We start from the raw sequence: 19,106 nt of genomic DNA on the forward strand, positions 1-19,106 counted from the left end.
GGTTTGGTACGAGCGGTCAAAGTCAGAAATATGCCGTCAAAGCCGTAACACTGAACCGTTTCACTCGGGCGAGTGGAAGCTCAGGCTGTAGTTCACCGCCTTGGGGCCTGGATCGAGAATATCCAGCGCGATGTGGATCGGCGTCTGCGGAGGCATTTCCAGCAGGCCTTCGAGATCGCCATTGAGGTACTCGCCCGGCTTGAAGCGCCGGCTGGCGATCAGGTGACCGTTGAGGTCGGCAAAGCGCAACTCCAGCAGCGGGAACGGCTGGGAGAAGGGCGCGCGGTTGTAGATGATCGCGTCGACCACCAGGGCGCCGCTGAAATCCGGATGGCTGCGCACCACCAGGTTGCTGCTCTTGATTTTGGCGATGTCGACCTTGGACGGCACGGTGCAGCCGATTTGCGGGCATACCTGCTGGAACCACGGCCGGTACTGGTCCTGGCGCGCCAGCTCATCGAAGTGGTAGGCAATGTACTGCCCGGCGAGGGCGCCAGCACCGAGCAGGATCAACAGTAGCCAGAAAAGCCGGCGGCCCCGGGGGGGGCGGCGTTTTTGCCAGTCGAGTTGCAGCGGATCGTCGGTCAGGTCCTGCAATGCTTCGACACGTTCGGTCGACTCGCTGCGTTCGTGTCGCTTGCGCAGGGGGGCAATCGGGGGCAGGTCGTCGTCAGGTGCATCGGCTGCCGACAGGCGATCATGGCGCAGGGGCATGTCGAGCGGATCATTCAGGCGCAGTTGCGGCACCTGGGGCTCGTCGTCCAGATCAACCGGTTCCAGCGAGAACGAAGGTTCGGTGCGCGAGTGCTTGCCCGGTTCTGGCGGCGTTTCCCGTTGGTCGGCTTCGACCGCTTGGGCGCGATCGGCGGCCGATTCGCTGAACAGACTGTCGGACCACTGAGCTTCGTCGTGCTCGGCAGTATCCCGGCGCGCGCGCAGGCTGTCTTCGCGGTGCCGCGCAAACTCCATGGTCGGCTGGATTTCCCGCTGTTCGAGCCGGGCGAGTTCTTCATCCAGGTCGAGGCTGTCCAGATCGAGCTCGGCGGCGCTCCACTGCTTGCGGCTGATGACCCGCGGCGGTGGCGACTCGATGATGGCCGGGGCCACCGGCGCGACCGCTTCTTTGCCGGCACGTTGCTCAAGCAACTGCTTGGCGGCGTTGAACACCTGCAAGCACGAGCCGCAACGAACCACTCCGCGGGCGACGCTCAATTGAGAATGGCTGACGCGGAAGCTGGTTTGGCAATGCGGGCACTGAGTGACGAAACTGTCGGTCATGCGGCGGTCCGGTTTATGCAGAGGCTCATTCTAGCGCCGACGGCCGGTAATGCGCACCCAACCATCGCGATTGGCGATCGGGTCCAGGTCGAAGTCCCGGGCGTAGGCGTTGGCCACGTCTTCACCTTGCTCGGCAAGGATGCCCGACAGCGCCAGGCGACCACCCGGCTTGACCAGGCTGGACAGTTGCGGCGCCAAGGCAACCAGCGGGCCGGCGAGGATATTGGCCACCAGCACATCGGCCTGCACTTGCGGCAAATCTTGCGGCAGATACAGCGGGAACAGCGCTTCGGCAATGTTGTTGCGCCCGGCGTTATCGCGGGAGGCTTCCAGCGCTTGCACGTCGATGTCGGTGCCGACGGCTTCCCTGGCGCCCAGCAGCAGGGCGGCAATGGCCAGGATCCCCGAGCCGCAACCGAAGTCCAGCACGTTGCAATCCTTGAGGTCCTGACCGTCGAGCCATTCCAGGCACAGCGCGGTGGTCGGGTGTGTGCCGGTGCCGAACGCCAGGCCCGGGTCCAGCAGCAGATTGACGGCGTCGGGTTCCGGCGCGGCGTGCCAACTCGGGACGATCCACAGGCGCTGACCGAAGCGCATCGGCTGGAAACCGTCCATCCAGCTGCGCTCCCAGTCCTGGTCTTCGATGATTTCGCTGTGATGTTCAGGCAGCGGGCTGCCGGTCAGCAATTCCAGATGAGCCAGCACGCTGGCGGCTTCGGTGCCGTCTTCGAACAGGGCCAGCAGGTGCGTGTGCGACCACAATGGCGTGGTGTTGAGTTCCGGTTCGAAGATCGGCTGGTCTTCGGCGTCCATGAAGGTCACCGACACGGCGCCCACTTCGAGGAACGCGTCTTCGTAGGTTTCGGCTTGTTCTGGGCTGATGGCGAGACGGACTTGCAGCCAAGGCATGGCGGGCACCTTTGAAAAATATTGATTGCAGCCTAGCGGGCTGCGAGAAGCGCGCAAGTTTACGCGAGCGCGACGCAGATGACGACAAGGCCGACACGCGCGTGCTCTTCGTAGGCGCGAGGCTTGCCCGCGAACCAGGCGCCGCGGTGTATCAGCGGTGCCGATGCGCGTCCTTCGCGGGCAAGCCTCGCTCCTACGGGGGGCGGTAATGTCCAGAAACAACAAAGCCGCCCGAAGGCGGCTTTGTCGATCGGGCTAAAGCTTAGTGCTTGTCGCCAGCCAGCTTGTGTTCCAGGTAGTGGATGTTGATCCCACCTTTGCAGAAGCCTTCATCACGGACCAGGTCGCGGTGCAGCGGGATGTTGGTCTTGATCCCGTCGACAACGATTTCGTCCAGCGCGTTGCGCATGCGCGCCAATGCTTCGTCACGGGTTGCGCCGTAGGTGATCAGCTTGCCGATCAACGAATCGTAGTTCGGCGGAACGGCATAGCCACTGTACAGGTGCGAATCGACGCGAACGCCGTTGCCGCCTGGAGCGTGGAAATGCTTGACCGTGCCTGGGCTCGGCATGAAGGTTTTCGGGTCTTCGGCGTTGATCCGGCATTCCAGCGCGTGACCGCGGATGACCACGTCATCCTGGGTGTACGACAGCTTGTTGCCAGCGGCGATGCTGAGCATCTCCTTGACGATGTCGATGCCGGTGACCATTTCCGAAACCGGGTGCTCAACCTGAACGCGGGTGTTCATTTCGATGAAATAGAACGCGCCGTTCTCGTACAGGAACTCGAACGTACCCGCGCCACGGTAGTTGATGTCGATGCACGCCTTGACGCAGCGAGCGAGGACTTCAGCGCGTGCTTTCTCGTCGATGCCCGGTGCCGGCGCTTCTTCGAGTACCTTCTGGTGACGACGTTGCAGCGAGCAATCGCGGTCGCCCAGATGGATGGCTTGGCCCTGGCCGTCGGACAGCACCTGGACTTCCACGTGACGTGGGTTGGTCAGGAATTTTTCCAGATAGACCATCGGGTTGCCGAACGCCGCGCCCGCTTCGGAGCGGGTCAGTTTCGCCGAGGAAATCAGGTCTTCTTCTTTATGCACAACGCGCATGCCGCGACCACCACCGCCGCCAGCGGCTTTGATGATCACCGGGTAACCGACTTCGCGACCGATGCGCAGCGCGGTTTCTTCGTCTTCAGGCAGCGGGCCGTCGGACCCCGGAACGGTGGGGACGCCCGCAGCGATCATGGCGTGCTTGGCCGATACCTTGTCGCCCATCAGGCGAATGGTGTCGGCTTTCGGGCCGATGAAGGCGAAGCCGGAGTTTTCCACCTGTTCGGCGAAGTCGGCGTTTTCCGCAAGGAAGCCGTAGCCTGGGTGAATAGCGGTAGCGCCAGTCACTTCAGCGGCAGCGATGATTGCCGGAATGTGCAGGTAAGAGTGGGCGGCCGATGCCGGACCGATGCAGACGGATTCGTCTGCCAGGCCCAGGTGCATCAGCTCTTTGTCAGCCTTTGAGTAAACGGCGACGGTCTTGATGCCCATCTCTTTGCAGGCGCGCAGAATGCGCAGGGCAATCTCACCGCGGTTGGCGATCAGAACTTTTTCCAACTTCGCAGTCATCAAAGTTTCTCCGCGGTTCAAACGATGGTGAACAGCGGTTGGTCGTACTCAACCGGCTGGCCGTCTTCGACGAGGATGGATTCGATCACACCGCTGGTTTCAGCTTCGATGTGGTTCATCATCTTCATCGCTTCAACGATGCACAGGGTGTCGCCTTTCTTCACGGTCTGGCCCACTTCAACGAAGGACGGCGAGGACGGCGAGGATTTGCGATAGAACGTGCCGACCATCGGCGAACGGGCAACGGTGCCGTTCAGCACGGGTGCGGCCGGAGCAGCAGGCGCGGCAGCAGCAACCGGGGCAGCAGCAACAGGCGCTGGCGCCGGAGCGTGCATTGGAGCCGGTGCGTAGTACTGCTGAGCCGGGGTCTTGCTGTGACGACTGATACGTACGGACTCTTCGCCTTCCTTGATCTCGAGCTCATCGATGCCGGACTCTTCCAGCAATTCGATCAGTTTCTTAACTTTACGGATATCCATGAATCATCAACTCCCAAGGGTCGGTCAGGGGCGTTTAACGCTTGTTGTTCAAGCCGTTGCCGGTCTTTCAAGCTGCTCTAGTGCGGCCTCCAGGGCCAGTCGATAACCGCTGGCGCCAAGGCCGCAGATCACTCCCACCGCTACATCGGAGAAGTAAGAGTGATGGCGGAAAGGTTCGCGTTTGTGCACGTTAGACAAATGCACTTCGATGAATGGGATGCTCACTGCCAGCAACGCGTCACGTAATGCGACGCTGGTGTGCGTAAAAGCTGCCGGGTTGATCAGAATGAAGTCCACACCCTCGCTGCGGGCAGCGTGGATGCGGTCGATCAATTCGTACTCGGCGTTGCTTTGCAGGTGCAGCAAATGGTGGCCGGCTTCACGGGCACGGCGTTCCAGGTCCTGGTTGATCTGCGCCAGTGTCGTAGCGCCGTAGGTGCCCGGTTCACGGGTGCCGAGCATGTTCAGGTTGGGGCCGTGCAGAACCAATAGCGTCGCCATCTGCTGTTCCTTGTGATCTATGTGCAATTGTCAGAACCCGGCGACTATGCCGCAAAGCCTTTATGACTGTCCAGTTCTATGCAATAGCCCGCACGATGGCCGATGTTTGCGCGAAATATATGACCGGTCACTTAAATCCGGTCATTTGCTTTGGCCGCGCGCTTGCGCAACACGTTCGGCGAAGTCCGCTGCGTTGATCTCGCCGATCACCCGCACATCGGCCTGTTCGGTACCGTCTTTGCCGAAAAACATCAGCGCTGGCGGGCCGAAGAGTTTGTAGCGGTCGAGAAGGGCACGTTGCCCGGCATTGCTTTCGGTGATGTCGAAGCGAATCAATCGATAGCCCTTGAGCCGCTCCATGACCGTGGCATCGTTGAGCACCTGGTGTTCGATGACTTTGCAACTGATGCACCAGTCGGCGTACCAGTCCAGCAGCAACGGGGTGCCGGAGGAACTGGCGTCCGCGAGCACGCGATCGAGCTCTGCCGGCGTGCTGATGGTTTGCCAGGCGCTGCTGCCCTGCGTTTGTTCAGTGTTGGTGACAACACGCGGCTGGCCGATCGGATTGAGCGGATCGGTCTGGCCACTGAATGCGCCGTACCAGCAGGCCAGCGCGTAAAACAGCAGGAACATCCCGAGTAATTGGCCCAGGCGTTTTCGAGGCGGTTTGTAGACGAACTCCAGCGCGCCCATGAACAAACCGACACCGCCGGCGAGCAAGCCGATCAGCAGCAAAGTGATCTGGCCCGGCAATACCCGACTGAGCAGGCCGATCGCCAACCCCAGCAACAAAACCCCGATCGCGTTTTTCACATGGATCAGCCATGGCCCGCTTTTCGGCAGCCAGGCAGCGCCGCCGGTCGCCACCAGCACTAACGGTGCGCCCATGCCGAGGCCGAGCATGAACAGTTTCAAGCCGCCGCCGAGTGCATCGCCGCTAGCACTGATGTACAGCAGCGCACCGGCCAGTGGTGCCGATACGCAAGGTGAGACCAGCAGGCTGGAGACCACGCCAAGTACCGCCGCGCCCCACAGCGAGCCGCCTTCGGTGCGGCCGGCGATCCGGTCGAGGCGACGGCTGATGAAGTGCGGCAGCTTGAGTTCGAATACCCCGAACATGGCCAGGGCAAACAGCGCAAAGAACGTTGCAAACGGCACCAGTACCCAGGCCGATTGCAGGCGCGCCTGGAGATTGAGCTGCGCGCCAAACATGCCCATCAACGCACCGAGCAGGGCGAAACAGATGGCCATGGGCAACACGTAGGCCAAGGACAGGTTGAAGCCGCGTAACCCGCCGACCTGGCCGCGCAACACCACGCCGGAAAGAATCGGCAGCATGGGCAATACGCAGGGCGTGAACGTCAGGCCCACACCGGCGAGGAAGAACAGGGCGAGTTCGCGCCAGCCCCAGCTCGTGGCGCCGGCGACGCCCTCTATGTCCAGGCGCTCGGTCTCGGGCGGATAGCACAGGCCTTTATCGGCGCAACCCTGATAGGTGACGGCCAGGGTGAAAGCGCGTTGATCGGTGCGCGGCACCTCTACCTCGAGAATGCCGTGGTAGACCTCGACATCGCCGAAATACTCATCGTGCTTCTGTTCGCCCTTGGGCAGTTGCGCGGCGCCGAGGCCGACATCGGCGGGTTCGGCGCGAAACTGGAAGCGGTGCCGATAGAGGTAGTACCCCTCGGTGGCGACAAACCGCAGTTTGATCGACTGCGGCGTGCTGTCTACCAGGCTCAGTTGAAAGGCTTCGCGTACCGGCAGGAAATCGGCGCTGTTGTTGATCGAGCCCAGGGTGGAACTGGGCCGAGTCTCCAGCAAACCGGTGGCGGAGGCCGGCAGGGCCAGCACCAAAAACAGCAGGCAAAGCAAACGGCGCATGACAGTCTCGCGTATCGAAAGTGAGGGCATGATAGCGGACACCTGGCAGGAGTGCAGGGCCTGGAAGTCTGTGGTGGCTGTTCTGGCGCCTTCGCGAGCAAGCCCGCTCCCACATTCGACCGCATTCCCATGAGAGAACTCGGTCAAATGTGGGAGCGGGCTTGCTCGCGAAGGCGATCTGTCAGACGCGGAAAGCCTGAACGGCTGTATGCAACCGCCCACCCAACACCAACAAATGCTCCCCTTGCTCGCGCCCCTGGCCAATGCGCAGCAAGTTATCCCCACCCAACTGGTGAATCCGCTCACTGTGATCGCGGATTTCGCTGACGGCACCGCTCTGCTGGGCGGTGACGTCGGCGATGCGCACAGCGGTGTCGGAAATGGTCTGGATCGCCCCGACGATTTTATCCAGCGCGCCGTCAGCCGCTTGCGCCTGATTGGCGGTGGCTTCGGCGTGCTCGACCTGGGCGCGCATGCCTTCCACCGATTGCCGCGCGGCGGTCTGCAGGCCGGCGATCAATGTCTGAATCTCTGCGGTCGCCCGGGCAGTGCGTTGCGCCAGCGAGCGAACCTCTTCGGCCACCACCGCAAACCCACGGCCCATTTCTCCGGCACGGGCCGCTTCGATGGCGGCGTTAAGGGCCAGCAGGTTGGTCTGGTCGGCAATCGAGCGAATCACCGTCAGCACGCCACCGATGGTGGCCGATTCCTCGGCCAGGTGTTCGATCATCTGCGCGTTGCCTTGCACTTCACCCACCAATTCATGCAGCCCGGTGAGGCTCAGGCCGATGACTTTCTGCCCGTGCTCCACCGCCAGTCCGGCATGTCGACTGGCGTCGGCGGCCTGGCTGGCATCACCGGCGACTTGTTGAATGGTCGCCTCCAGTTCGCCGAGGGAATCGCGGATCATCGCGGTATCGCCGGCCTGATGCTCGGCGCCGCTGTGCAGGTCGTTGCTCAACTCCGCCAGGGTGCGGCTGCTGCCGGCGACCTGCTCGGCGTTGAGGCGAATGGTGCCCACCAGATCCACCAGATAAGCCCGCAGGCGATTGAGCGAGGCTTGAATGTCATGCAATTCGCGATTGGTCTTGCCCAATTCAATGTCCTGGCTGAAGTCGCCCTCGGCCCAGGTCGACAGGGCCGGCGCCAGATTGGTCAGGGTCCGGGCCAGGCGTCGTTGCAGGGTATCGATCAGCAGCGCGATCAGCAGGATCAGGCCGATCATTATCCCCTGCATCAGTCGCACTTCGCCCTGGATCTGCCCGTGCTGGGCACGGACCACCGGTTCCAGCCCGGCGATGGCCTGCTGCACGGCGGCGATTTTCAGGTGAGTGGCGGCGCTGAGGTCGGCGCGTTGGCGAATCTGTTCGCGGGTGCGGGCAAGTTCCGCAGGATAGCGGGTCAACAGGTTATTGAGTTCACGCTTGAGGCCGACGCCAGCATCTTCGGCGACCGCTTTCTCGGTGTTCTCCAGGCCCATCATGGCGGCGAAATCATCGGTGTTCGATTGACTGTTGGTGGTGATGCCCAGCAGTGGCAAGGCCTCCAGTTGTTCGGCTTGAATGCGCAGGTTGCCGACTTCACGCTCGACATCGGCGGCCAGTTCGCTGCGACCGCTGCTGACCAGTTTGTCCCGGGCGAGCGACAGTTTGCCCAAGTGTTGGGACGCGGCGAACAATGGCGTCTGGTAAGCCGCATTGGCGCTGGCGTACTGGCTGAGCTGATCAAGGCTGGCCGCCAATTCGCGTTCGGCTTGCAGCAGCAGCGCCTGTGGATCGCCCGCGAGTTTACCGGCAGCCAACAGGTCGGTTTTGCTGAATTCATCCAGATTCGACAGGCTCGGGCGCAAGGTATCGGCCAATGCCGGCGGCAACTCGCCCAGTTCCTGTCGCAGGCGGTCGATGGCCTGGCTGGCGCTGTTCAGGCGCAGCGCATCGCCGCTGGCAAGGTAATCCTCGATGTTGCGCGCGACGTCATCCTGAAACTGCCGGGACAGGCCCAGGTAGCGCTCCATCAATAGGTAGGGGCGTTCCAGGGCCTTTTGCGACCACCACAGGGTGGCGCCCAGGGCCACGCACACGGCGACTAACAGAAGGGTATTGAGATTGGTCAGCAACTTCAGGCGCATCGCGGGACTACCAGCGGCAGAATCGTAAGTGCCTGAAGTTATTGCGTTTGTGTTACAGGGTTATGACCGGTTCGGTCGTTTCCGGTGAAAAAGTGGCACTTTGCTTTTATGTTCGCGCTGCCTGTACGCAGTTGCGTCCGGCATGTTTGGCGCGGTACAGCGCCTCGTCAGCCTGGTTCGCGATCATCAGGCCGTCGGCGTTAGCGCCCAGCTCGGCGACCCCGGCACTGAAGGTGCACCGCAGGTCCTGGGGCTGGGCCGGGTAATGAATTTCGGCAAAACGCCGTCGGATTTCTTCGAGCACTTTGCAAGCCGATTCGAGGTCGGTGTCCGGCATGACGATCGCAAACTCTTCACCCCCATAGCGGCCGATGAAGTCGGTCTTGCGCAAGCGTTGCTTGAGGAACAGTGCCAGGCTTTTGATCACACGGTCGCCCATGGGGTGCCCGTGGCTGTCGTTGACCCGTTTGAAGTGGTCGATGTCGAGCATGGCAAAGCTCAGGGGCTTGCTTTCACGACGGGCGCGGAAGCTGCAGTCTTCGAGCAATTGCAGGATGTGGGTGTGGTTGTAGAGGCCGGTGAGGCTGTCGCGAACCATCCGCGCCTTGAGATTGCGCGCCCGCGCCGCACGATTACGCACGGTGGTGATCAGGTGTCGGGGCTTGATCGGTTTGGTCAGAAAATCGTCACCGCCCTCGCTCATGGCGTCGAGTTGCTTGTCCAGATCGTCTTCGGCGGACAGGTAAATGATCGGCACGCTGACGTAACGATCATTGTGGCGGATCACCTTGGCCAGTTCGGTCCCGGTGCAGGCCGGCATATACATGTCGAGGATGATCAGGTCCGGTTGGAAGTCTGCGAGCTCGGCCATCGCCTGAATCGGTTCGATCAGCGTCCGGGTGACGATCCCGGCACTGTTGAGCAACCGTTCGGTATGCAGGGCCTGGGCGCGGGAGTCATCGATGATCAGCACTTTATAGGGTTCGTACTGGGCGACGCAGGTCAGGACTTCGATTTTCTCCAGCAGGCTCGATGCCTCGAGGGTACCGGTCAGGAACTCCTGGCCACCGGCGCGGACCGCGGCGAGGCGGGTAGGCGTGTCGGTTTCCTGCAGGCTGAAAAACAGCAGCGGCAGCGGCTCGTCCAGCCCGATCTGGGCTTCGGCGGCCAGTTTCAGGCCGATGCCGGCACCACTGAAGTCCACGTCCATGACGATCGCCGCGGGCAAACGCTCGACCATCGACGAGCGAAACGCCGCCACGCTGTCCAGGGATTGGGCGCTGAGCCCGAAAAACTCCAGCTGCGTGGCCAGGCGCTCGGCGCGGTCGTGATCCTGCAACATCACATAGATGGGCTTGCGCAACGGCGGCAGGAAGGTTTGTTCGAGCTGATCGCCTTGGCGCAGGCCGGTGCGCGACAAGTGCTGCATCAAGCGATTGAGGTCATTGATCAGGTCGCTGTTCAGGCGCCCGCGGTTGGCGTCGACCGCCTGCAGCGACTGGCCGATGTGGTGCGCCAACCGGGTGTGTTCCGGTTGTTCGAAGCGCTCGGCGAAACGCAGCAGACGCAGGTTGGCCTCGCTCAGTTCCGATAAGTCGGTGTTGGACCACTCGCTGCGTTGCAGGCGCTGCCATATTTCAAGAATTTGACGTGCCTGATGAATCACCCGCTGGGCAAAGTGGTGCTTGAGGCGCTCACGGCTGGGGTCTTCTGGCTCGGTCATATCCTGACTACTAGTGAGGGAGCATGCTGAGATCGACTGGTGGCGCTATGCTAGCACCACTTTTCATGTGCATGAGTGTCGCACGTCAATAATCTGCAAAGCGACCTGATTCAGTGGCTGACCGACGGGGCTGATAGGCTCGCGGCTGTGCTTCATTTATAGTGGCCGTTCGATCGCGCCCGTTGCGCGGCTCGTCCCTTGCACCGGATTTAATGCGCGGCAAACGAGGCACGATGGCGTAGGGTTGTGGTCGAACCGATGAACTCAAGTGATTGAAAGGATATCGCCATGCTGGACTGGAAGAACCGCGCGGGCAGCGCGCCTGAACGTGCCGCTGAACCGAAATCGGCCACCCGCAGTTACATTGGCGGCCTGTTGTTCAGCCGGGCGCTCGCCACCCTGATTGGCCTTTACCTGCTGGTGGTGATTGCGCTGGGCTGGTACTGGAGCCAGGAACCCGCGCTGTTCCCGGTTCAACAGAACGCCCAGGTGGCTGCCGAGAAAGAAGGCAAGCAGATGGTCATCGGCTATACCACGGTGGAAACGCTCAAGACCGTTGCCGATACCTTGCTGACCAAGCCGGGCGGTTATATTTCCAACGACCGTTTCCCGCCGGGGCTGTGGATGGATAACACGCCGAGCTGGGAATATGGCGTGCTGGTCCAGGTCCGTGACCTGAGCCGTGCGCTGCGCAAGGACTTCGCCCGCTCCCAGTCGCAGTCCACCGAAGACGCCGACCTGGCCAAGGCCGAGCCGCGTTTCAACTTCGACAACAGAAGCTGGGTGTTGCCTTCCAGTGAGTCTGAATATCAGGAAGGGATCAAGTCCCTGAGCCGTTATCAGGCACGCTTGTCCGACCCGAGTCAGAAAAGCGCATTGTTTTATGCCCGCGCCGACAACCTGAACAACTGGCTGGGCGATGTCGGCACCCGCCTGGGTTCGTTGTCGCAACGGCTGTCGGCCAGCGTTGGCCGCGTCAAGCTCAATACCGCGCTGAAAACCGAAGTCGTCGCGCCAGGTCAGGTACCGCAGGTTGACGAAGAAATCGTCGAAACCCCGTGGATGCAGATCGACAACGTGTTCTACGAAGCCCGTGGCCAGGCCTGGGCGCTGTCCCATCTGCTGCGCGCCATCGAAGTCGACTTCGCCGATGTGCTGGCCAAGAAGAACGCCACGGTCAGCGTGCGCCAGATCATTCGCGAGCTTGAAGCCTCGCAAGAACCGGTCTGGAGCCCGATGATCCTCAACGGCAGCGGCTTCGGCGTACTGGCCAATCACTCGCTGGTCATGGCCAATTACATCTCCCGGGCCAACGCCGCCGTCATCGATTTGCGTCAGTTGCTCAATCAGGGCTGAGTCATGGTTGATAGCTCCATCGATAGCCTGCGCGAGGCCGCCCATCGGGCGGCCTCGGATGCCGAACAGATCGCCTGGGTCGACGAGCGGGACAACCTGCTCGGCGCACTGGTCCGTTCCGACTTGCGCGAGCGCGGCCTGATCGGGCGCGGCACTTACATCATGCTGTTCAACTCCGCCGGTGAACTCTGCGTGCATCGGCGCACCCTGAGTAAAGCGATCTACCCGGGTTACTGGGACGTTGCGGCCGGCGGCATGGTACTGGCCACCGAGACTTACGCCGAATCGGCCGCCCGCGAGCTGGAAGAAGAGCTGGGCGTGAGCGGCGTGGAGCTGATTGCTCATGACCACTTTTACTTCGAGGACACCGGCAATCGACTCTGGTGTTCAGCTTTTTCGGCGGTGTGGGATGGCCCCTTGATCCTGCAACCGGAAGAAGTGCTCGAAGCGCGCTTCATGCCCATCGATCAGGTCATGCTGGAAATCCAGCAAAAGCCTTATTGCCCGGACTCCCTGGCGGCCTTGCAGCGCTATCTTCGGGCTCGTGGGCCGGACGTCGCATAAGCGGCATAAATTGGCGCCGATTGGCTCTTAGCAAGTCGGCTTTTTGCCGTTACACTGCGCGACCTTTTCAAACTGAACCGGTATTGCTCTTCTGTAGGAGCGAAGCTTGCTCGCGAAGGACGCAAGGACGACGCGTGTTGTCTGATGCCGCGCGTTATCGTTGACGTCCTTCGCTGGCAAGCCAGCTCCTACAGGGGTGTACCGTGTAGGAGCGAGCTTGCTCGCGAAGAACGCAAGGACGACGCGTGTTGCCTGATGCCGCGCGTTATCGTTTACGTTTATCGCGAGCAAGCTCGCTCCTACACAGGTTTTACCGTTTCAGTAGCGCTGCCCCTGCCTGAGTGGGGCTTCGCGGTCGATGGCACACCTGCCGCGGCCAGTCTTTGTCCTCACAAGAGGATTGCCGGTGGCCAAAAAAGCCGCATCCTTCGCCGCCCTTGGTGGCCTGGTATTTTCCACCGACGCAGGTCGTCATTGCCCGGATTGCAGTAAACCGGTGGATGCCTGCATCTGCAAACAAACCGCTATCCCGGCCGGCGACGGCATCGCGCGCGTGCGTCGCGAAAGCAAGGGGCGTGGCGGCAAGACGGTGACCACCATCACCGGCGTGCCGTTGGCCGAAGACGCGCTCAAGGACCTGGCGACCTCGTTGAAAAAACGTTGCGGGACCGGCGGTGCGTTGAAAGACGGCATCATTGAAATCCAGGGCGATCATGTCGAGCTACTCTTGGCCGAGTTGATCAAGCACGGTTTCAAGGCGAAGAAGTCCGGCGGCTAGCAGCTTCTGTGAAAACCACCCTCGGCTTGATCCGGTCCTGACAGCAGGCCCGGCGTCGTCTACATGGTTTTCACAGAGCCTGTTCTGACCGGTTTCTAAACTCACCGCGATCAGCGAGGTCTATCCCCTCGTTGACGAACCGTCATTTTCATTCTTTAGACTGCGCCGGCCTGAACCCAGGCGACGCTCTATGACTTCTTTATAGGGGACTTCAATGTCCGTAAGACGCACACGCAAAGACGATGGCAGCCAATGGACAGTTGCGGACAGCCGCAGTGTTTACGGGATTCGCCATTGGGGGGCCGGGTATTTCGCGATCAATGACGCCGGTCGCGTCGAAGTTCGTCCGAACGGTCCGGCCAGTTCACCTATCGACCTGTTCGAGCAAGTCGACCAGCTGCGCCAAAGCGGCCTGTCCTTGCCGTTGCTGGTGCGTTTCCCTGACATTCTGCAAGACCGCGTGCGTCAGCTGACCGGCGCCTTCGATGCCAACATCGAACGCCTGGAATACCAGAGCAAATACACCGCGCTGTACCCGATCAAAGTGAACCAGCAGGAAGCGGTGATCGAGAACATCATCGCGACCCAGGACGTGTCCATCGGCCTGGAAGCCGGCTCCAAGCCGGAGCTGCTGGCCGTACTGGCCCTGGCGCCGAAGGGTGGCACCATCGTTTGCAACGGTTACAAGGATCGCGAGTTCATCCGTTTGGCGCTGATCGGTCAGAAACTTGGCCACAACGTGTTCATCGTGATCGAGAAAGAATCCGAAGTCGCCCTGGTGATCGAAGAAGCCGCCTCGCTGAAGGTCAAGCCTCAGGTCGGTCTGCGCGTGCGCCTGTCATCCCTGGCGTCGTCCAAATGGGCCGATACCGGTGGCGAGAAGTCCAAGTTCGGTCTGTCGGCGGCGCAGTTGCTGTCGGTGGTCGAGCGTTTCCGCGCCGCGGGCCTGGATCAGGGCATTCGCCTGCTGCACTTCCACATGGGTTCGCAGATCGCCAATCTGGCGGACTACCAGCACGGCTTCAAGGAAGCGATTCGCTACTACGGCGAACTGCGCAACCTCGGCCTGCCGGTCGACCACATCGACGTCGGCGGCGGTTTGGGCGTGGACTACGACGGTACCCACTCGCGCAACGCCAGCTCGATCAACTACGACATGGACGATTACGCCGGTGTCGTGGTCGGGATGCTCAAGGAATTCTGCGACGCGCAGAACCTGCCACACCCGAACATCTTTTCCGAGAGCGGCCGTTCTCTGACCGCGCACCACGCCATGCTGGTGGTGCAGGTGACCGACGTCGAGAAACACAACGACGACGTGCCGCAGATCGAGAACAAGGAAGCACTGCCGGAAACCGTGCAGTGGCTGGTTGACCTGCTGGGTCCGACCGACATCGAGATGGTCACCGAAACCTACTGGCGCGCCACGCACTACATGAGCGACGTGGCCACCCAGTACGCTGACGGCAAGCTGACGCTGGCCGAGAAAGCCCTGGCCGAACAATGCTACTTCGCCGTGTGCCGCCGCCTGCACAACTCGCTGAAGGCCCGTCAGCGTTCGCATCGTCAGGTGCTGGACGAACTCAACGACAAGCTGGCCGACAAGTACATCTGCAACTTCTCGGTCTTCCAGAGCCTGCCGGATACCTGGGCCATCGGCCAGGTGCTGCCGATCCTGCCGTTGCATCGTCTCGACGAAGAGCCGCTGCGCCGCGCGGTGCTGCAGGACCTGACCTGCGACTCCGACGGCAAGATCAAGCAATACGTCGACGAGCAGAGCATCGAAACCAGCCTGCCGGTTCACGGTTTGAATGAAGGCGAAGACTACCTGCTGGGGATCTTCCTGGTGGGCGCCTATCAGGAAATTCTCGGCGACATGCACAACCTGTTCGGTGACACCGACTCGGTGAACATCTACCAGAATGCCGACGGCAGCGTGTACCACGCGGGTATCGAAACCCACGACACCATCGAAGACATGCTGCGTTACGTGCACTTGTCGCCGGAAGAATTGATGACCCACTACCGCGACAAGTGCGCCAGCGCCCGCATCACTGCCGCCGAGCGCACTCAGTTCCTCGACGCACTGCGTCTGGGGCTGACCCGTTCGTCTTACCTGTCCTCTTGAGGTAAGTCGTTCTCTCCAGGTTGTCTGAAAATGTTCCGCGCACAGCAGAAGTTTCGGATGACCTGGTAGGACGTTTCTCTATTTTCAACGGAAATTTCCCCGCTTTCGGCTATTAAAGCCATTTGGTCTGCTTTTCGCGTAGGCCATTTCCTAAGTTGTATTTCGGCACTCTACTCGGCCATGTCTCTCGGCGAGAATCCCCGGCCGCCCCTCCTGTAGAGAATCGCCGATGTTCGATCCAGTCAACGAGCTTTCATTTCGTCTGGGTGTAGCAGGTATGTCCGATGCCTTCGAAGTCTTGGCCTTTACCGGTAGAGAAGCCATCAGCGAGCCTTTTGTGTTCGAGGTGGATCTGCTGATAGACGACCCGACGCTCGACCTTGCCAGCCTGCTGTACCAACCGGTCTCTCTGCACTTCGGGCCGGCGGGACAGGCGATTCATGGACAACTGCACGAACTCGTCCAGCGTGAACAGGGGCCGACTGCCCGGCTCTGCCGCGTACGGCTGGGGCCGAAGCTGGCCTGCCTTTCCCAGCGCTTCAGCCAGCGAATCTTCAGTGCCTGCTCGGTGCCGCAGATCCTCAGCCAAGTACTCAGGGAGCATGGCATTGCCGACAAGGATCGGCGCTTCGAACTGAGCGGCGATTACCCGCCCCGTGATTTCTGTACCCAATACCGGGAATCGGACCTGCAGTTTCTCCAGCGCCTGTGCGCTCAGGAGCGGCTGAACTACCATTTCGAGCACCAGGTTGACGGGCACTGCGTGGTCTTCGGTGATGGCCAGGCGCATTTTCGCCTGGGCGAGCTGGCGGATTTTCGCGTCGACAGCGAGCAACCGGCCGTGCGGCAGTTTCAGCTTCAGGGGCAACGAGCGGCGCAGAGTGCCCAAGGCCGTACAGACCTGGCGACGCTGCGCAGTGGTCAACTGATGTCACTGTCCGGCCATCCGATCGCCGACTGGAATCAACTATGGCTGTTGACCCACATCGAACATCAGGGGAGCCAGGATCCCCTGGCCCCCTACAGCAATCAGATCCGCGCGATTCACTGGGCAGCGCCCCTGGTGTCGCCCCCTGGCCCAATGAAACCGCGCATGCACAGCCTGCAACGGGCCTGGGTCGTCAATGTCGAAGAGTCTCGACCGGATCCCTCCAGGCCGGTTGCCGTGCAGTTCGATTGGCTTTACCAGGGTGAGGGCGCGATCCCTGCCCACTGTTGGCTGCCCCTGGCAACGGAGTTGGGCAACGCAACGGATACGCCGATGAGCGAGGGCACCGAGGTGGTGGTGAGCTTTATCGAGGGCGATCCGGATCAGCCATTGATTACCGGTTTTCTGCACCAGCCAAAGTCTGTCGAAGCCGCTGAGGAATCCCGCGCGGCGAACGCCTGTGCGCCTGACGAAGGCGTGCTCCGAATGCTGCGCTCCGGCGAGCCCTTGATGCTGCTGTGCCTGCTGCCGGGTGGCGGCAGTTTCACTCACTGCGCTGAGGTTTTCTGCACTTGCCGGGCGGCGACGGGGTTTGGCCGGAGCGGTGCGGCATGATTGCCGCGAGCCCGCAATGGCTATTGCTGGATGTGCCGGGTGCGCCACTGGCGGGGGCGACACTGCGGCAGACGTTTGCCCATGCGCAGTGGTTCTGGTTGTTCGAAGATACCGAGCTGCATGCGTTACGCGAACAGGGCCCGGTTCTGGTCGACCTGGGCTCCTGCCCGGCGCTGGCCGAGTTGTGTTACAGCGAAGCGCAACACTTCCGTGGACTGTTGGTCTTCAGCGGGGCGCCGCCGTCGCCGTTGCTGGCGCATTTGCGCCGTATGCTCACGGTCACGGTCGGCGTGCATCACCGCGCTTTGTTGAACTACTACAATCCCAACACGGCCAGTTACTTTTTTGATGCCTGCGACGCCCGGGAGCTGAGTCGCTGGTTGGGGCCGATCCGTCAGTTGCACTGGTTTGGCGGCACCTGGGCGGATCGTGCGATCGGTTGCCAGGGTTGGCAACAGCTGCACAACCCGGGGCTCGCCGTCAGCCCGTTAGCTGTCGAAGAAAGCCTCAGCCCCGGGCAACAGGAAAAGTTGCAAACCTGTCTGCTGGAGCAGCACGCCTGGCACTGGAGCCATTCCACCGGGATCGACTACCCCAGCCTGTGGGCGCATATGCAGGAAGGGCTGGCGCTGGGTTTCCACGAACGTTCGGTGCTCGATGACTGGTTATGGCTGCGCTTGCAATACCCGCGCGCGGCGCTGGTGCTGCCGTTGTCGGGACTGACCCAGCAGGAGCGTCTCGACCGCCTGCGCGACCGATGGCAGACCGATCGACACTGACCCGGGGGTTCGTCACGGCCGCGCCGGATCAGTGAGTCCGGCCGGTAAACCAGCCGTCGTTCTGGCGCAGAAACCAGGCAAAAGCACCCAGGGTCAAACTGCGCAGGGCCATGAACCACAGGAACGTTATCCACAGGCCATGGTTGCCCAAGCCTTGCAGTGCCCAGGCGAACGGCAATACCAGAATCATCGTCAACAGCATGCCGTTGCGCATTTCGCGCGCGCGCGTGGCGCCGATGAACAGACCGTCGAGCAGGTAACTCCAGACCGCAATCAGCGGCAGGGCGGCAAGGTAAGGCAGGTAGATGAAGGCGGTGTCGCGTACGCTTTGAATGTCGGTCTGCATCTCGATGAACAGATGGCCGGCGAACAGAAACAGCGCGGCAAAGCCCAGGCTCGCCAGCAACGACCAACCACAGGCCACCACCAACGAGCGGCGCAGGGCGTCCCGGTCGCGAGCGCCGATGGCATGCCCGCAAAGGGCCTCCACGGCGTGGGCCAGGCCATCGAGCGCATGGGCCGTCAGCAGCAGGCCGTTGAGCAGTAACGCGTTGGCGGCGACAGTGGCATCGCCCAGTCGCGCGCCTTGCACTGTAATGAGAAAAAACACCGATTGCAGAACCAGGCTGCGGATGAAGATGTCGCGGTTGACCGCCAACAGCGGTCGCCAGCTCTGCCACAGTGCCAGTGCAGCCCAGGCGATATGGCCAGGGTAGGCGCGCAGGGCGTTTCGGGTCATCAGCAGACCGACCAGTGCGCCGGTCCATTCGGCAATCACCGACGCCCGGGCAGCGCCGACCACCCCCCATTCCAGCCCGAGGACAAACCACAGGTTCAAGGCAATGTTGACCAGGTTGGTGCTCAGCAGAATTGCCAGTGGCGCCCGGGCGTTCTGGGTGCCGAGGAACCAGCCGACCAGGGCATAGCTGGCCAGCGCCGCCGGCAGGCCGAACAGCCGCGTGTGGAAAAATTCGCGGGTCAGTTGATCCAGTTCGGCCGAGGGTTGCATGAAGTGCAGCGCGACGCCGCTCAACGGCACGCCCAGGGCTCCCAGGACAATGGACAATCCCATGGCCAGCAGCAAGCCCTGTAACAAAATCTGGCGCAACGCCGCGCCATCCCCGCGTCCCGCCGCCTGGGCGGCAAAGCCGGTGGAGCCCATGCGAAGAAAGCCCATGGCCCAGGCGAGAAAGGTATACAGGCTGGCCCCGACCGCGACGGCGCCCAGTTGATGGGCGTGGGGCAGGTGGCCGATGACCGTACTGTCGACCAGCGCCACCAGCGGTACGGAAATGTTCGACAGAATCATGGGCGCGGCGAGCGCCCAGACCCGGCGGTGGGTAGGGCGGTCGCGCCAGTCGGCGATCAGATTGGACATGCAGGCTCCTTGGGGAGCGGGCATTGTAGCGACACATCTGAATCCGAAGTGATCCAGAAA

At 61.8% G+C, this 19,106-nt stretch carries 15 protein-coding genes; 6 read left to right on the forward strand and 9 right to left on the reverse strand.

All coding sequences use genetic code 11. The features are described 5' to 3' along the window. Positions 1–60 precede the first annotated feature (60 nt). The 8 genes from ELQ88_RS05485 to ELQ88_RS05520 form a co-directional block, all read right to left on the reverse strand. The gene (locus ELQ88_RS05485; RefSeq protein WP_138964064.1) at positions 61–1,278 is read right to left on the reverse strand and encodes a DUF3426 domain-containing protein; all 1,218 of its coding nucleotides are present in this window, start codon (positions 1,276–1,278) and stop codon (positions 61–63) included. Positions 1,279–1,308: 30 nt separating this feature from the next. Continuing rightward, the gene (gene prmA, locus ELQ88_RS05490) at positions 1,309–2,187 is read right to left on the reverse strand and encodes a 50S ribosomal protein L11 methyltransferase (RefSeq protein ID WP_128874372.1); all 879 of its coding nucleotides are present in this window, start codon (positions 2,185–2,187) and stop codon (positions 1,309–1,311) included. A 262-nt stretch (positions 2,188–2,449) separates the two neighbouring features. After that, on the reverse strand, positions 2,450–3,808 hold the full coding sequence (gene accC, locus ELQ88_RS05495; RefSeq protein WP_138964066.1) for an acetyl-CoA carboxylase biotin carboxylase subunit: 1,359 nt from the start codon (positions 3,806–3,808) through the stop codon (positions 2,450–2,452). Between the two features lie 17 nt (positions 3,809–3,825). Further along, positions 3,826–4,287: an acetyl-CoA carboxylase biotin carboxyl carrier protein gene (accB, locus tag ELQ88_RS05500; RefSeq protein ID WP_054044024.1), complete on the reverse strand. Its 462-nt coding sequence runs from the start codon at positions 4,285–4,287 to the stop codon at positions 3,826–3,828. 48 nt (positions 4,288–4,335) lie between these two features. Beyond that, a complete protein-coding gene (gene aroQ / locus ELQ88_RS05505; RefSeq protein ID WP_033059577.1) occupies positions 4,336–4,788 on the reverse strand; it encodes a type II 3-dehydroquinate dehydratase in 453 nt (150 codons plus the stop codon). Positions 4,789–4,929: 141 nt separating this feature from the next. Continuing rightward, entirely contained in the window at positions 4,930–6,669 is a 1,740-nt protein-coding gene (locus ELQ88_RS05510; RefSeq protein WP_138964068.1) for a protein-disulfide reductase DsbD, read from the reverse strand. A 181-nt stretch (positions 6,670–6,850) separates the two neighbouring features. Then, entirely contained in the window at positions 6,851–8,797 is a 1,947-nt protein-coding gene (locus ELQ88_RS05515) for a methyl-accepting chemotaxis protein (protein ID WP_128874375.1), read from the reverse strand. 106 nt (positions 8,798–8,903) lie between these two features. Next, a complete protein-coding gene (locus tag ELQ88_RS05520) occupies positions 8,904–10,520 on the reverse strand; it encodes a PleD family two-component system response regulator (protein ID WP_138964070.1) in 1,617 nt (538 codons plus the stop codon). A 288-nt stretch (positions 10,521–10,808) separates the two neighbouring features. Here ELQ88_RS05520 and ELQ88_RS05525 point away from each other — a divergent pair, with 288 nt between their 5' ends. From ELQ88_RS05525 to ELQ88_RS05555, 6 genes are all read left to right on the forward strand, one after another. Continuing rightward, complete coding sequence (locus tag ELQ88_RS05525) at positions 10,809–11,876, forward strand: DUF2333 family protein (protein ID WP_128874377.1); 1,068 nt, start codon at positions 10,809–10,811, stop codon at positions 11,874–11,876. 3 nt (positions 11,877–11,879) lie between these two features. Then, a complete protein-coding gene (locus ELQ88_RS05530) occupies positions 11,880–12,440 on the forward strand; it encodes an NUDIX hydrolase (RefSeq protein ID WP_128874378.1) in 561 nt (186 codons plus the stop codon). 406 nt (positions 12,441–12,846) lie between these two features. Next, a complete protein-coding gene (locus tag ELQ88_RS05540; protein ID WP_128874379.1) occupies positions 12,847–13,218 on the forward strand; it encodes a translation initiation factor Sui1 in 372 nt (123 codons plus the stop codon). 214 nt (positions 13,219–13,432) lie between these two features. Further along, positions 13,433–15,346 carry an arginine decarboxylase gene (gene speA / locus ELQ88_RS05545; RefSeq protein WP_128874380.1) on the forward strand — a complete coding sequence of 638 codons (1,914 nt, stop codon included), beginning with the start codon at positions 13,433–13,435 and terminating at the stop codon, positions 15,344–15,346. 229 nt (positions 15,347–15,575) lie between these two features. Then, positions 15,576–16,889: a contractile injection system protein, VgrG/Pvc8 family gene (locus ELQ88_RS05550; protein ID WP_138964074.1), complete on the forward strand. Its 1,314-nt coding sequence runs from the start codon at positions 15,576–15,578 to the stop codon at positions 16,887–16,889. After that, the gene (locus ELQ88_RS05555) at positions 16,886–17,668 is read left to right on the forward strand and encodes a DUF4123 domain-containing protein (RefSeq protein ID WP_138964076.1); all 783 of its coding nucleotides are present in this window, start codon (positions 16,886–16,888) and stop codon (positions 17,666–17,668) included. Before ELQ88_RS05550 ends, ELQ88_RS05555 begins: the two co-directional genes overlap by 4 nt. Positions 17,669–17,696: 28 nt before the next feature. On the opposite strand, the gene ELQ88_RS05560 is transcribed toward ELQ88_RS05555, so the two are convergent. Further along, the gene (locus ELQ88_RS05560; protein WP_128874383.1) at positions 17,697–19,046 is read right to left on the reverse strand and encodes an MATE family efflux transporter; all 1,350 of its coding nucleotides are present in this window, start codon (positions 19,044–19,046) and stop codon (positions 17,697–17,699) included. Positions 19,047–19,106: the final 60 nt, after the last annotated feature.

It is taken from the genome of Pseudomonas sp. MPC6, from assembly GCF_006094435.1.
Taxonomy (GTDB): Bacteria; Pseudomonadota; Gammaproteobacteria; order Pseudomonadales; family Pseudomonadaceae; genus Aquipseudomonas.